This is a genomic window from Streptomyces sp. SCSIO ZS0520 (assembly GCF_025643355.1).
GTDB classification, from domain to species: domain Bacteria; phylum Actinomycetota; class Actinomycetes; order Streptomycetales; family Streptomycetaceae; genus Streptomyces; species Streptomyces physcomitrii.
In genome coordinates this window covers 6,877,414-6,890,766 of record NZ_CP092644.1, presented here as the reverse complement: position 1 = coordinate 6,890,766, position 13,353 = coordinate 6,877,414, and the positions used below count along the sequence as shown (strand labels likewise).

Sequence of the window (13,353 nt, the reverse complement as noted above, 5' to 3'; positions counted from 1 at the left end):
GCGATGCCGGAATACGAATTTGTCGATGTGTACGTGCCGCGCGGGGTCTCCCGCAAAGAGGCGACACGTCTGCTCACCGACCACGCCGAGTACGGGCACTGGGAGTTGGACCGTCTGAGTCTGCGCACCGACGGCAGCCGCCGGGTGCGCCTGAAGCGACGGATCATCCGTCAGGTGCGCGCCACCTGGTGACACTCCGCGGGCCCCACAACCGCACAGTGACGCCGGAACGGGCCCCGTGAGCACACGGGGCCCGTTCCGGTTCCGCCCTGCCGTCAGGTGAGATGCCTCACCCTCGCGGGGTTCAGGCGGCCACGCGCGAGCGGCGGTAGAGCACGGCACCGCCGAGGACGGCACCGGCGGCCAGCGCGGCGGCCGCACCCACCGGCACCGAGCTGCCGGTGTGGGCCAGCTGCGGCTGCTGGGGCTCCGCCTGCGGGGCGGGCGCGTTCGGCTCGTCCGGCTGCTCGGCGGGCGGCTGCTCGTGCTTGACCGGCGGCTTCTCCGGCTTGACCGGGGGCTTGACCGGCTCGGTGTTGTTGGCGCAGTCGTTGCCCACGGCCGGGTTCAGCAGGCCGGCGACATTGATGCTGTTGCCGCAGGCGTTGACCGGGATGTCGATCGGGGCCTGGATCTGGTTGCCCGAGAGGACGCCCGGCGAGCCGGTGGCCTCGCCGTCCGCATGCGCACCGCCGCTGTGGCTCCCGGAGGTGCTCTCCTCGCCGTGCGAGGCGCCCTTCCCGGAGGTCCCCGAGGTCTTCGCCGACCCGGCGTCCCGCGCCGAGGACTTCCCGTGGTCGCCGCCCCCGTTGACGCAGGTGTTGCCCGCGGCCGGGTTGAGCAGACCGACGACGTCGATGGTGTTGCCGCAGACGTTCACGGGTACGTTCACCGGCACCTGGACGGTGTTCCCGGACGCCACTCCGGGCGAGTCCGAAGCACCGCCGCTCGCGTGGGAGTCGGCGTGTGCGTAGCCGCCGGCCACGGCGATGACGCCGGTTGCCGCGGCCACGGTGAGCAGGCCTTTGCGCGTGACCTGTCGCATAGGTTTTCCCTCTTGTACTTTCCGGCAGACGCACACGCACCGATTGCGTGGCGTGGAATTCCCGGCGGTCCCGGAGCGCATGGCACGCACTCCGGGACCGCGGGTCAGACCCTCAAGGGGTGAGGCACAACGTCACTTGTTGACGCAGACGTTGCCGACCGCGGGGTTCAGCAGACCGATCACGTCGATCGTGTTGCCGCAGAGGTTCACCGGGATGTGGACGGGCACCTGTACGACGTTGCCCGAGATGACGCCCGGCGAGTGCACGGCAGCGCCCTGAGCGCCGGAACTGGCAGAGGCGACACCCGCACCGGCAAGCGCGAGTCCACCGGTGGCAGCCGCGACAGCGACGACCTTCTTGATCATTATTCCTCCTCGTTGGCAATGCGATCCCAGACCGCGGATCACACCACCAGTAACGAGAACGGAGTAACGCGGGTACGAGCCGACACCCCCATTCACTCTTTCCGGTAAACGGGACCGGTCAACTGGCCGCCGGAATACGCCAGTCGGAGTGTCGTTTCAACTGCCTTTTCCCGCGGCGGATCGGCCGTGGCGGAGTGAGAGGACAACTCCGCGTCGACGGCGGCGCGTTGACGCCGCCGTCCCGTCGGGGGCCGCGGAGATAGTCAGCTGGCGTCGAGAAAACGGTCGAGGACCCGTACGCCGAACTTCAGGGACTCGGTGGGCACCCGCTCGTCCACGCCGTGGAACATGCCCGCGAAGTCCAGCTCCGGCGGCAGCTTCAGCGGCGCGAAGCCGAAGCCGCGGATGCCGAGGTCGTCGAAGGACTTGGCGTCCGTACCGGCGGAGAGCATGTACGGCACCGCCCGGGCGATCGGGTCCTCGGCCACCAGCGCGGTCTGCATGGCGTCGACCAGGGCGCCGTCGAAGGTGGTCTCCAGGGCCTTGTCGGCGTGCACGTCCTCGCGCTTGACCCGCGGGCCGAGGATCCGGTCCAGGTCGGCCAGGAACTCCTCCTCGTACCCCGGCAGGAAGCGCCCGTCGACGTGGGCGGTCGCCTGGCCGGGGATGACGTTCACCTTGTAACCGGCGCCCAGCTGCGTCGGGTTGGCGGTGTTCTGCAGGGAGGCGCCGATCAGCTTGGCGATGCCGCCGAGCTTCGCGAGCGTGTCGTCCATGTCCTCCGGGTCGAGCTCGGTGCCGAGCGCGTCGGAGAGTTCGTCCAGGAAGTGCCGCAGCGTCTTGGTGACCCGTACCGGGAACTTGTGCCGCCCCAGTCGGCCCACGGCCTCGGACAGCTCGGTGATCGCGTTGTCCTTGTGGATCATCGAACCGTGACCGGCGGTGCCGTCCACGGTCAGCTTCATCCAGTGCATGCCCTTCTGCGCCGTCTCGACCAGGTAGAGCCGCAGCTGCTCGTTCACGGTGAAGGAGAAGCCGCCGACCTCGCTGATGGCCTCGGTGACGCCCTCGAAGAGATGCGGGTGGTTGTCGACCAGGAAGCGCGCGCCGTACGTACCGCCCGCCTCCTCATCGGCGAGGAAGGCGAGCACCACGTCGCGCGGGGGCTTGCGGCCGGTGCGCAGCCGCTCGCGGACCACCGCGAGGGTCATCGCGTCCATGTCCTTCATGTCCACGGCACCCCGGCCCCAGACGCAGCCGTCCGCGATCTCGCCCGCGAAGGGGTCGTGCGTCCAGTCCGCGGCGTTCGCCGGTACGACGTCGGTGTGCCCGTGGATCAGCAGACCCGGCCGCGAGCGGTCCTCGCCCTCGATACGCGCGACAACGGAGGTGCGGCCCGGATGCGACTCGAAGATCTGCGGCTCGACGCCCACTTCGGCGAGCTTCTCCGCCACGTACTCGGCGGCCTTGCGCTCCCCCGGGCCCGAGTGGTCGCCGTAGTTGCTGGTGTCGATCCGGATGAGGTCGCGACAGAGGTCGACGACCTCGTCCTGTGCGGTCACGCCGGCTCCTGCCGTCCTTGACTCGCTCACGCTGCTTCCTCCCGATGTGGCGTCACTGGTGGTCTCCCCTCATCCTCCCCCGTCGCCGCCCCGCACCCAAGACGGGGCACCGCCCGTCATCCGGCGTTCACACCCGGCACACGGGTGATCAGGCACCCCTCGATGTTTGCTATGGTTTTCCACGTCGCCGCGGGAGACCGCGGAGGCCACCGAGTCCGGGTGGCGGAATGGCAGACGCGCTAGCTTGAGGTGCTAGTGCCCTTTATCGGGCGTGGGGGTTCAAGTCCCCCCTCGGACACCAGCAAGAACAGCCCCTGAAATGGGGCTTTCTTCATTTCCGGGGCACGCCCCGACGGGGCGACGCGCCCCGACTCCCCCCGTCCCCCGCCCCCTTCACCCCACCCCGCGCCCCTTGCTCACCGCCCCGCCCCCACCCGATCCGGGTCCGCCTCCCTGCGTCCCAGCATCAGGGCCGTGTACAGGAGCAGTGCCGATCCCAGGCCGATCGCCCAGCCGTAGTCGGCGAGGGGGCGCAGGAAGGGGATCAGGCCGTCTTCGGGGAAGGGGCCCTTGCCGGGGGCGGAGTGGGAGCCGCCGACGGCGAGGAGGCTGCCGGTGAGGAAGGCGGCGACCGCGCGCCAGTTCCAGCCGGAGCGGTACCAGTAGCGGCCCTCGGCGCGGTAGAGGTCGGCGACGTCCAGGCGGGTGCGGCGGATGATCCAGTAGTCGGCGATGAGGATTCCGGCGACCGTGCCGAGCAGGCCGCCGACGACGCCGAGCCAGGTGAAGATGTACAGCTCGGGGGTGGAGGTCAGCTTCCAGGGCATGATCAGGACGCCGACCAGGCCGGTGAGCAGGGCGCCGGTGCGGAAGGAGATGCGCCGGGGTGCGAGGTTGGCCAGGTCGTACGCCGGGGAGACCACGTTGGCGGCGATGTTGACCGAGATCGTCGCGATGAAGACGGTGACCACCGCGAAGAGCAGGCCGAAGACGTTGTCGGTCTTGCCGGCCAGTTCCACCGGGTCCCAGACGGCGGCCCCGTAGACCTGCTGGGAACCGGCCGTCACCAGGACCGACATCAGCGCGAAGGCGGTCATCGTGGTGGGCAGGCCGAGGGTCTGGCCCCAGACCTGGGCGCGCTGGCCCTTGCCGAAGCGGGTGAAGTCGGGGATGTTCAGCGAGAGCGTCGACCAGAAGCCGATCATGCCCATCAGGCCCGGGAAGAAGACCGGCCAGAAGTCCGCTCCCCAGCCGAGCTCGGAGGGCTCGTGCAGCAGCGGTCCGAAGCCGCCCGCCTTGTTCGCGATCCAGACCAGCAGGACCACCGCGCCGACCAGGACGAAGGGCGCGGCCCAGTTCTCGAAGCGGCGCAGGGTCTCCATCCCCCGGTAGATGATGGCCATTTCGAGCACCCAGAAGACCAGGAAGCAGACCCACAGCGTCCAGGGGTAGCCGCCGATCTGCGCGGCGCCGGTCCAGCCGCCGAAGATGTTGCCGACCAGGATGAAGATGCCCTGCCCGCCGATCCAGGTCTGGATGCCGAACCAGCAGCAGGCCACCGCGGCCCGTACCAGGGCGGGCAGGTTGGCGCCGCGCATGCCGAAGCTGGCGCGGGCCAGTACGGGGAAGGGGATGCCGTGCTTCGGCCCGGCGTGGCCGGTGAGCAGCATCGGCAGCAGCACGATGACATTGGCGAGGGCGATGGTGAAGACGGCCTGCTTCCAGTCCATGCCGAGGGCGACGAGTCCGGAGGCGAGCGTCCAGGAGGGGATGTTGTGCGCCATCCCGATCCACAGGGCGGCGAAGTTGTACGTGGTCCAGTGCCGGTCCGCCTGCGGGACCGGCAGCAGGTCCTCGTTGCTGAAGCGGGAGTCCCCGGCCGGGGCGGGACCGGTGGAGCGGGGCGGGACGGTGGAGGTCATGGCGGCCTTTCGCTGGGGACTGCGGGGGAGGCCTCTGCTCCCCGCACCTCCGGACCGGGTCCCGGGGCCGCGCTGCCCCGGGGCCGGGGGTCAGAGCCCGGAGAGGGCGGGGATGACGGACTTCCCGTAGGCGTCGACGGTGCTCTCCTTGGCGTCGTGCATCGCGTAGACGGCGAACTGGTCGACGCCCGCGGACCGCAGTGTCCGCAGCTTCTCGATATGGGCCTCGACCGGGCCGAGCAGGCAGAACCGGTCGACGATCTCGTCGGGGACGAAGGCGGTGTCCGGGTTCCCGCTGCGGCCGTGGTGGCTGTAGTCGTAGCCCTGGCGCTCCTTGATGTACGCGGTCAGGGCCTCGGGCACCAGTCCGGAGTGCTCCCCGTAGCGGCTGACCAGGTCGGCCACGTGGTTGCCGACCATGCCGCCGAACCAGCGGCACTGCTCGCGGGCGTGGTCGAGGTCCTCGCCCACGTAGGCGGGGGCGGCGACGCAGATGGTCAGGGCGTCGGGGTCGCGGCCCGCGTCCGCGGCGGCCTGGCGGACCGCCTTGACCATCCACTCGGTGAGGAAGGGGTCCGCGAGCTGGAGGATGAAGCCGTCGGCCCGCTGCCCGGCGAGCGCGAGCGCCTTCGGACCGTACGCGGCCATCCAGACCGGGAGTCGGCCGCCGTCCACCCAGGGGATCCGGACCGGGTTGCCGTCGACGACCGCCTCGCGGCCCTCGGCGAGGTCGCGGATGGCGTCGATGGACTCGCCGAGGCGGGCCAGGGTGTTCGGGCGGCGTCCGGCGACCCGCATCGCGGAGTCGCCGCGGCCGATTCCGCAGACGGTGCGGTTGCCGTACATGTCGTTGAGGGTGGCGAAGGTGGAGGCGGTCACCTCCCAGGTGCGGGTCCCGGGGTTGGTGACCATCGGGCCGACGGTCAGGTGCTCGGTCTCGGCGAGGATGCGGCTGTAGATGACGAAGGGCTCCTGCCAGAGCACCGCCGAGTCGAAGGTCCAGCCGTAGCGGAAACCGGCGTCCTCCGCGCGGCGCATCAGCTCCACGACCGCGGAGGCGGGCGGGTCGGTCTGCAGGACGAGTCCGAAGTCCATGGGCACTGCTCCTTGCTGACGGTCGGGGGCGGGGTCAGCCCAGGTACTGGCAGGTGGCCCGGGGTACGTAGGTGCCGTGACCGGCGCGGCCGGTGAACTCCCGCTGGTCCAGGACGACTTCGCCGCGGGACAGGACGGTCTCCACCCGCCCCCGGATGCGGCGGCCCTCGTAGGCCGAGTAGTCGACGTCCATGTGGTGGGTCTCGGCGGAGAGGGTCTGCTCGGCGGCCGGGTCGTAGACGACCACGTCGGCGTCGGCGCCCGGGGCGATGGTGCCCTTCTTCGGGTAGAGGCCGAACATCCGGGCCGGGGCGGCGCAGGCGATGTCGATCCAGCGGCGGCGGGAGATGTGCCCGTCCACCACGGCCTGGTGGAGGAGGTCCATGCGGTTCTCCACCCCGGGCATGCCGTTGGGGATCTTGGAGAAGTCGCCGCGGCCCAGCTCCTTCTGGCCGGTGAAGCAGAAGGGGCAGTGGTCGGTGGAGACGACCTGGAGCTCGTCGGTGCGCAGGCCCTTCCAGAGCGCGGCCTGGTGCTCGCGGGGGCGCAGCGGGGTGGAGCAGACGTACTTGGCGCCCTCGAAGTCGGGCCGGTCGAGGTCGTCGGTGGACAGGAAGAGGTACTGCGGACAGGTCTCGCCGAAGACGGGCAGGCCCTTGTGCCGGGCGGCGGCCAGCTCCGCGACCGCCTCCTCGGCGGAGACGTGCACCACGTACAGCGGGGCCCCGGCGACCCGGGCCAGCTGGATGGCGCGGTGGGTGGCCTCGGCTTCGAGGAGGGTCTTGCGGACCTCGCCGTGGACGCGGGGGTCGGTGCGGCCCTCGGCGAGTGCCTGCTCGACGAGGACGTCGATGGCGATGCCGTTCTCCGCGTGCATCATGATCAGCCCGCCGTTGGCCGCGGCACGCTGCATGGCCCGCAGGATCTGCCCGTCGTCGCTGTAGAAGACGCCCGGGTAGGCCATGAACTGCTTGAAGGAGGTGACGCCCTCGTCGACGAGCAGGTCCATCTCCTTGAGCGAGGACTCGTTGACGTCGGAGAGGATCATGTGGAAGGCGTAGTCGATCGCGCAGTTGCCCTCGGCCTTGGCGTGCCAGGCGTCGAGTCCCTCGCGCAGGGCCTTGCCGCGCGACTGGATGGCGAAGTCGACGATGGTGGTGGTGCCGCCCCAGGCGGCGGCCCGGGTGCCGGTCTCGAAGGTGTCGGCGGCGTAGGTGCCGCCGAAGGGCATCTCCATATGGGTGTGCGCGTCGACCCCGCCCGGCAGGACGTACTTCCCGCGCGCGTCGATCGTCCGCTCGACCGCCCAACTCCCGGACGCCGAGGGCGCGTCGGAGGCGGCGAGGGCGACGATACGGCCGTCCTCGATCAGGACGTCGGCGTAGGTCTCCTCGGCTGCGGTGACGACGAGACCGCCGCGGATCGCGGTGCGGGTCATGCTCCCCACTCCTTACCTGGGCTTACCCGGGCCGTTGGCCTGCGGGTGCGGTGCGGGCCGCGGGGCGGCGGACGTACCGGTGGACGGGTGACGGGTGACGCGACTACAGGGTGGAAGTTCCGGTGGGCCGGCGGACCGGCGGCCGGGGGCGGGAACGGCGGACCGGCGCGCGGGAGGCCGAGGCCGCCGCGCGCTGGTCCACCGGTGGATCCGCCGCTGGAGGGGCCGGGGTCAGCCGCCCCCGGTGGCGGTGCGCAGGGCCTCGCCGAGGATCCGGCCGCCCTCCTCGGCCTCGGCGACGGTGAGGCTGAGCGGGGGTGCGACCCGCAGCACGCTGCTGTGGTGGCCGCCGCCCTTGCCGACGAGCAGTCCGCCCTCGCGGGCCGCTTCGAGCACCGCGGCGGCGAGCGCGGGCGCGGGCCCGCCGGTCGCCGGGTCGGTCAGCTCGATGCCGATCATCAGGCCCCGGCCGCGTACCTCCCGTACCTCGGCGATCCCGGCCGCCGCCGCCCGCAGCCGCTCGATGAGCAGTCCGCCGACGCGGCGGGCGTTGCCCTGGAGGTCGTGTTCCAGGAGGTAGGAGAGGTTGGCGAGGCCCGCGGCCATGGTGACCGGGCTGCCGCCGAAGGTGGAGAGGGAGTTGGCGCCGAGGCTGTTCATCACCTCGGCGCGGGCGACCACGCCGCCGATGGACATGCCGTTGCCGATGCCCTTGGCGAAGGTGAGGATGTCCGGCGGGCCGTTCTCCTGGTGCGCCTGCCAGCCCCAGAAGTGCTCGCCGGTACGGCCCCAGCCGGTCTGCACCTCGTCGCTGATCCACAGGATGCCGTGCCGGTCGAGGACCTCGCGGAAGGCGGCGAAGAGCCCGTCGGGGCCGGAGGTGAAGCCGCCGACGCCCTGCACCGGCTCCGCGATGAGGGCGGCGACCCCGCTCTGCGCCTGGCCGAGCAGGTCCTCCAGGTCGGCGACGCAGGCGGCGGTGAACTCCGCGTCGCTCAGCTCGGCGAACGGCCCGGTGGAGCGGACCCCGCCGTGCACCCAGAGGGTCTGCAGCGGGGACAGGCTCGTCGGCGACCAGGCGGTGTTGCCGGTGATGCCGACGGCGGAGAAGGACCGGCCGTGGTAGCTGTTGCGCATCGCCAGGATCTGGTTGGAGCGCCGGTGGGTGGTGGCGAGCATCAGCGCGGTGTCGTTGGCCTCGGTGCCGGAGGCGGTGAAGAAGACCCGCGCGTCCGGGATGCCGGACAACCGGGCGACGCGCTCGGCGAGTTCGATCATCGGCCGGTTGAGGTAGAGGGTGGAGCTGTGCAGGATCCGGCCGGCCTGCTCGCTCACCGCCTTGGTGACCTCGGGCAGCGCGTGCGCGGTCATGGTGGTGAGGATGCCGCCGAAGAAGTCGAGGTAGCGGTTGCCCTCGGCGTCCCAGACGTGGCGGCCCTCGCCGTGGGTGATCTCGATCGGCCGGTCGTAGTAGAGCGCCAGCCAGTCGGGCAGGACCGCGCGGTGGCGCGCGTGCAGCTCCTCCGGGCGCCCGCTCACGGCTTGACCAGCCCCTGGTAGGCGTCGGGCCGTCGGTCCCGGTAGAAGGCCCACTGCTGGCGGACCTCGTCGATCAGGCCGAAGTCCAGGTCGCGTACGAGGAGTTCCTCCTGCTTGTCGTCGGCGACCTCGCCGACGAACTGGCCCCGGGGGTCGACGAAGTAGCTGGTGCCGTAGAAGTCGTTGTCGCCGTACTCCTCGACGCCGACCCGGTTGATGGCGGCGACGAAGTACTCGTTGGCGACGGCGGCGGCGGGCTGCTCCAGCTGCCACAGGTAGGCGGAGAGGCCGCGCGAGGTGGCCGAGGGGTTGTAGACCAACTGGGCCCCGGCGAGGCCGAGTTCGCGCCAGCCCTCGGGGAAGTGGCGGTCGTAGCAGATGTAGACGCCGATCCTGCCGACGGCGGTGTCGAACACCGGCCAGCCGAGGTTGCCCGGCTTGAAGTAGTACTTCTCCCAGAAGCCCTTGACCTGGGGGATGTGGTGCTTGCGGTACTTGCCGAGGTAGCTGCCGTCGGCGTCGATCACCGCGGCGGTGTTGTAGTAGAAGCCGGACTGCTCGACCTCGTAGACCGGGACCACCAGGACCATGCCGGTCTCCCGGGCCAGCTCCTGCATCCGGGTCACCGTCGGACCGTCCGGTACGGCCTCGGCCCACCGGTAGTGCTCGGCCTCCTGCACCTGGCAGAAGTAGGGGGCGTTGAACACCTCCTGGAAGCCGAGCACTTGCGCGCCCTGCTCCGCCGCCTGCCTCGCGTACGCCTCGTGCTTCGCGATCATCGATTCGGTGTCGCCGGTCCAAGTGGACTGGACGAGCGCCGCCCTGACGACCTTTCCCATGAACAGCTCCTTCAGGAGTCCGCTGCTGCTGTCTACGCACGTAGATCCGGGCCGTGGGGAAAGAACGTAGAAGCCCTCGCACCACTTAGGCAATACCGCCACCGTTACCCGACGAAGACGATCACATTTCCGGGGCGCCCGGCAGGAGGCGCGCACGCCGGGGTGCACACTCCCGGCACCCCTCCCGACCGGGCAGAATGGCCCCATGCCCCGCCGTTCCGCACGCCCGCAGTCCGCCCCCGTCTGCCCCTGCGGCACCGGCGCCGCGTACGCCGCCTGCTGCGGCCGCTACCACGCGGGGAAGGAGTCCGCGCCCACCGCCGAGGCCCTGATGCGCTCGCGCTACGCCGCCTTCGCGCGCCGCGAGGAGGCCTATCTGCTGCGCACCTGGCATCCGCGCACCCGCCCCGGGCAGCTCGGGCTCGATGCCCGCACCCGCTGGCTGGGCCTGGAGATCCTGGCGACCGAGGGCGGCTCCGCCTTCCACCGCACCGGCACCGTCGCCTTCCGCGCCGCCTATGAGGACGCGGCGGGCAGGCAGTCGCTCACCGAGCACAGCCGCTTCGAGCGGTACGAGGGCGCCTGGGTGTACGTGGACGGGGACCACGACTGAACTCCCCGCATACGCAAGGGAGTTGACGGAAAGGCTCAGGGGGCCAGGACGTCCAGTTCGTGCAGGGCGCCGACGGTGATCTCCCGGGTCAGCTCCTCGGCGCGGCGGGCGTCGCCCTCGCGCACCGCCTCGGCGACCCGCACATGCAGGGTGACGGCCTCCGGATCGGGATCCTCGAACATGACCTGGTGCTGGGTACGGCCGGTGAGCACCTCCGCCACCACATCCCCGAGGCGGGCGAACATCTCGTTGCCGGAGGCGGTGAGGATCACCCGGTGGAAGGCGACGTCGTGGACGAGGTACCCCTCCAGCTGGTGGCCGCGGGAGGTGGCGACCATGCCGAGCGCGCACTCGGTCAGCTCGGCGCACTGCTCGGGGCTGGCGTTGCGCGCGGCGAGCCCGGCGGCCACCGGCTCGACCGCCGAGCGCAGCACGGTCAGCGAGCGCAGCTGCCGCGCGCGGTCCCGGCCGGCCAGCCGCCAGCGGATGACCTGGGGGTCGTAGACGTTCCACTCGGCGGTGGGCCGTACGGTCACGCCGACCCGGCGCCGGGACTCCACCAGGTGCATGGACTCCAGGACGCGGACGGCCTCGCGCATGACCGAGCGGGAGACCTCGAAGGACTGGGCCAGCTCGTCGGTGCGCAGCACACTTCCGGGTGGGTAGTCGCCGGCCGTGATGGCGGGCCCGAGCGCCTGGAGTACCCGCGCGTGCAGCCCTCTGGCCGGTGTTGTCATGGCGTCAGCCTACGAGGCGCCCACCCGGAATAAAAAGTCAGATGTTTGTGTCACAGACTCTTGAATTCGTCATACCTAATGGGTTTCAGTGTCGTGTCACATGGATGTCGAAGAGGACGGCGAGGCCCGATGAGCACCCCCCAGGTAGTCGTCGTGATGGGCGTGTCAGGTACCGGCAAGACCACCATCGGCCCGCTGCTCGCCGCCCGGCTCGGTGTCCCCTACGCCGAGGGCGACGACTTCCATCCGCCCGCCAACATCGCCAAGATGTCCGCGGGCACCCCGCTCACCGACGAGGACCGCTGGCCCTGGCTCGACGCCATCGGCGCCTGGGCGCACCGGCGGGCCGGACTCGGCGGGGTGGTCAGCAGTTCGGCGCTCAAGCGCAGCTACCGCGACCGCCTGCGCGCCGCCGCCCCCGGCGTCGTCTTCGTCCACCTCACCGGCGCCCGGGAACTCATCGAGTCCCGGATGTCGCACCGTACCGGGCACTTCATGCCCACCGCGCTGCTCGACTCCCAGTTCGCCACGCTCCAGCCGCTCCAGCCGGACGAGCCGGGCGTGGCCGTGGAGGTCTCCGGCAGCCCCGCCCAGATCACCGAGCGGGCCGTGACCGCGCTGCACGGTTACGCGGGCAGCCGCCCGGCCCCCTCGGCCTAGGCCCGTATCCCTCAACTCCCGCTCCCCGAACGGCCGGACCGGTGTTCCGGCCGGCCCCCTCTCCCCCCGTCCCCCATCCTCCAAGGAAGATCGCCGTGACCCGTCTCAGCGTCGAGATGCTGGCAGCGGACGCCCCCGAGCCCATCACTTCGGCGGGCCATGCCCAGCTGGGGATAGCCGTGCTCGCCGGCATCGCCGTCATCGTCCTGCTCATCACCAAGTTCAAGCTGCACGCCTTCCTGGCGCTGACCATCGGCTCGCTGGCCCTCGGGGCCTTCGCCGGGGCCCCGCTCGACAAGGCGATCACCAGCTTCACCAACGGCCTCGGCTCGACCGTGGCGGGTGTCGGGGTGCTCATCGCCCTCGGCGCGATCCTCGGCAAGCTGCTCGCCGACTCCGGGGGCGCCGACCAGATCGTGGACACCATCCTCGCCAAGGCGAGCGGGCGCGCCATGCCCTGGGCGATGGTGCTCATCGCCTCGGTGATCGGGCTGCCGCTCTTCTTCGAGGTCGGCATCGTGCTGCTGATCCCGGTCGTGCTCATGGTGGCCCGGCGCGGCAACTACTCCCTGATGCGGATCGGCATCCCCGCGCTCGCCGGGCTCTCCGTGATGCACGGCCTGGTGCCCCCGCACCCCGGGCCGCTGGTCGCCATCGACGCGGTGCACGCCAACCTCGGGGTGACCCTGGCCCTCGGCGTCCTCGTCGCGATCCCGACGGTGATCATCGCGGGGCCGGTCTTCTCCCGCTTCGCCGCGCGCTGGGTGGACGTGCCGCCGCCGGAGAAGATGATCCCGCAGCGCGCCTCGGACGACCTGGAGCGGCGCCCCGGCTTCGGCGCCACGCTGGCCACCGTGCTGCTGCCCGTGGTCCTGATGCTCTCCAAGGCCGTGGTGGACATCGTGGTCGACGACCCCGAGGCCACCGTGCAGCGGGTCTTCGACGTGGTCGGCTCGCCGCTGATCGCGCTGCTCGCCGCGGTGCTGGTGGGCATGTTCACGCTGGGGCGGGCGGCCGGGTTCACCCGGGACCGGCTCTCCACGACGGTGGAGAAGTCGCTCGTACCGATCGCCGGGATCCTGCTGATCGTGGGCGCGGGCGGCGGCTTCAAGCAGACGCTGATCGACTCGGGCGTCGGCGAGATGATCCTGGAGATCTCGAAGGACTGGTCGATCCCGGCGCTGCTGCTCGCCTGGCTGATCGCCGTGGCGATCAGGCTCGCGACCGGTTCGGCGACGGTGGCGACCATCTCGGCCGCCGGTCTCGTCGCCCCGCTCGCGGCCGACATGTCGACCGCGCACACCGCGCTGCTCGTGCTGGCGATCGGCGCCGGATCCCTGTTCTTCTCGCATGTGAACGACGCGGGATTCTGGCTGGTGAAGGAGTACTTCGGGCTCAGTGTCGGGCAGACGATCAAGACCTGGTCGGTGATGGAGACCATCATCTCGGTGGTCGCCGGAGGCCTGGTGCTGCTGCTCTCGCTGATCCTGTAGCGCCTCGCCGCTCCTCCGGCGCACCGGCGCCGCGCCGCGGAGCG

Annotated in this window: 13 protein-coding genes and 1 tRNA gene; 5 read left to right on the top strand and 9 right to left on the bottom strand. The window is 71.1% G+C overall.

Annotation, left to right across the window (positions count from 1 at the left end; genetic code table 11):
- The first annotated feature begins 3 nt into the window (after window positions 1-3).
- On the top strand, window positions 4-192 hold the full coding sequence (locus MID12_RS27995; RefSeq protein WP_040258433.1) for a DUF5703 family protein: 189 nt from the start codon (window positions 4-6) through the stop codon (window positions 190-192).
- A gap of 112 nt (window positions 193-304) precedes the next feature.
- Here MID12_RS27995 and MID12_RS32335 read toward each other — a convergent pair whose 3' ends face one another.
- The 3 genes from MID12_RS32335 to MID12_RS27975 form a co-directional block, all read right to left on the bottom strand.
- Window positions 305-1,045, bottom strand: a complete 741-nt coding sequence (locus tag MID12_RS32335) for a chaplin (protein WP_317633409.1) — start codon at window positions 1,043-1,045, stop codon at window positions 305-307.
- Window positions 1,046-1,177: 132 nt separating this feature from the next.
- Entirely contained in the window at window positions 1,178-1,411 is a 234-nt protein-coding gene (locus MID12_RS27980) for a chaplin (RefSeq protein WP_040254923.1), read from the bottom strand.
- Between the two features lie 263 nt (window positions 1,412-1,674).
- Entirely contained in the window at window positions 1,675-3,003 is a 1,329-nt protein-coding gene (locus tag MID12_RS27975; protein ID WP_040254921.1) for a M20/M25/M40 family metallo-hydrolase, read from the bottom strand.
- Between the two features lie 183 nt (window positions 3,004-3,186).
- Here MID12_RS27975 and MID12_RS27970 point away from each other — a divergent pair.
- Window positions 3,187-3,274: transfer RNA gene (locus MID12_RS27970), tRNA-Leu, on the top strand.
- A 115-nt stretch (window positions 3,275-3,389) separates the two neighbouring features.
- On the opposite strand, the gene MID12_RS27965 is transcribed toward MID12_RS27970, so the two are convergent.
- The 5 genes from MID12_RS27965 to MID12_RS27945 form a co-directional block, all read right to left on the bottom strand.
- Window positions 3,390-4,895 (bottom strand): NCS1 family nucleobase:cation symporter-1, encoded by a 1,506-nt coding sequence (locus MID12_RS27965; protein WP_263171607.1) that lies wholly within the window; start codon window positions 4,893-4,895, stop codon window positions 3,390-3,392.
- A gap of 90 nt (window positions 4,896-4,985) precedes the next feature.
- A complete protein-coding gene (locus MID12_RS27960; protein WP_040254915.1) occupies window positions 4,986-5,990 on the bottom strand; it encodes a TIGR03842 family LLM class F420-dependent oxidoreductase in 1,005 nt (334 codons plus the stop codon).
- Between the two features lie 34 nt (window positions 5,991-6,024).
- Window positions 6,025-7,428, bottom strand: a complete 1,404-nt coding sequence (gene hydA / locus MID12_RS27955; RefSeq protein WP_040254913.1) for a dihydropyrimidinase — start codon at window positions 7,426-7,428, stop codon at window positions 6,025-6,027.
- Between the two features lie 231 nt (window positions 7,429-7,659).
- Entirely contained in the window at window positions 7,660-8,967 is a 1,308-nt protein-coding gene (locus MID12_RS27950) for an aspartate aminotransferase family protein (protein WP_107071406.1), read from the bottom strand.
- Complete coding sequence (locus MID12_RS27945; RefSeq protein ID WP_040254912.1) at window positions 8,964-9,806, bottom strand: nitrilase-related carbon-nitrogen hydrolase; 843 nt, start codon at window positions 9,804-9,806, stop codon at window positions 8,964-8,966. The genes MID12_RS27950 and MID12_RS27945 overlap by 4 nt, the downstream gene beginning before the upstream one ends.
- A gap of 205 nt (window positions 9,807-10,011) precedes the next feature.
- Here MID12_RS27945 and MID12_RS27940 point away from each other — a divergent pair, with 205 nt between their 5' ends.
- On the top strand, window positions 10,012-10,419 hold the full coding sequence (locus MID12_RS27940; protein WP_040254911.1) for a YchJ family protein: 408 nt from the start codon (window positions 10,012-10,014) through the stop codon (window positions 10,417-10,419).
- Between the two features lie 35 nt (window positions 10,420-10,454).
- On the opposite strand, the gene MID12_RS27935 is transcribed toward MID12_RS27940, so the two are convergent.
- Entirely contained in the window at window positions 10,455-11,156 is a 702-nt protein-coding gene (locus MID12_RS27935) for a FadR/GntR family transcriptional regulator (RefSeq protein ID WP_040254910.1), read from the bottom strand.
- A gap of 129 nt (window positions 11,157-11,285) precedes the next feature.
- On the opposite strand from MID12_RS27935, the gene MID12_RS27930 reads away from it, so the two are divergent.
- Both MID12_RS27930 and MID12_RS27925 read left to right on the top strand, forming a co-directional pair.
- Window positions 11,286-11,816: a gluconokinase gene (locus MID12_RS27930; protein ID WP_040254909.1), complete on the top strand. Its 531-nt coding sequence runs from the start codon at window positions 11,286-11,288 to the stop codon at window positions 11,814-11,816.
- 95 nt (window positions 11,817-11,911) lie between these two features.
- Window positions 11,912-13,309, top strand: coding sequence for a GntP family permease (locus tag MID12_RS27925; protein ID WP_263171598.1), 1,398 nt, complete (start codon window positions 11,912-11,914; stop codon window positions 13,307-13,309).
- Window positions 13,310-13,353 lie beyond the last annotated feature (44 nt).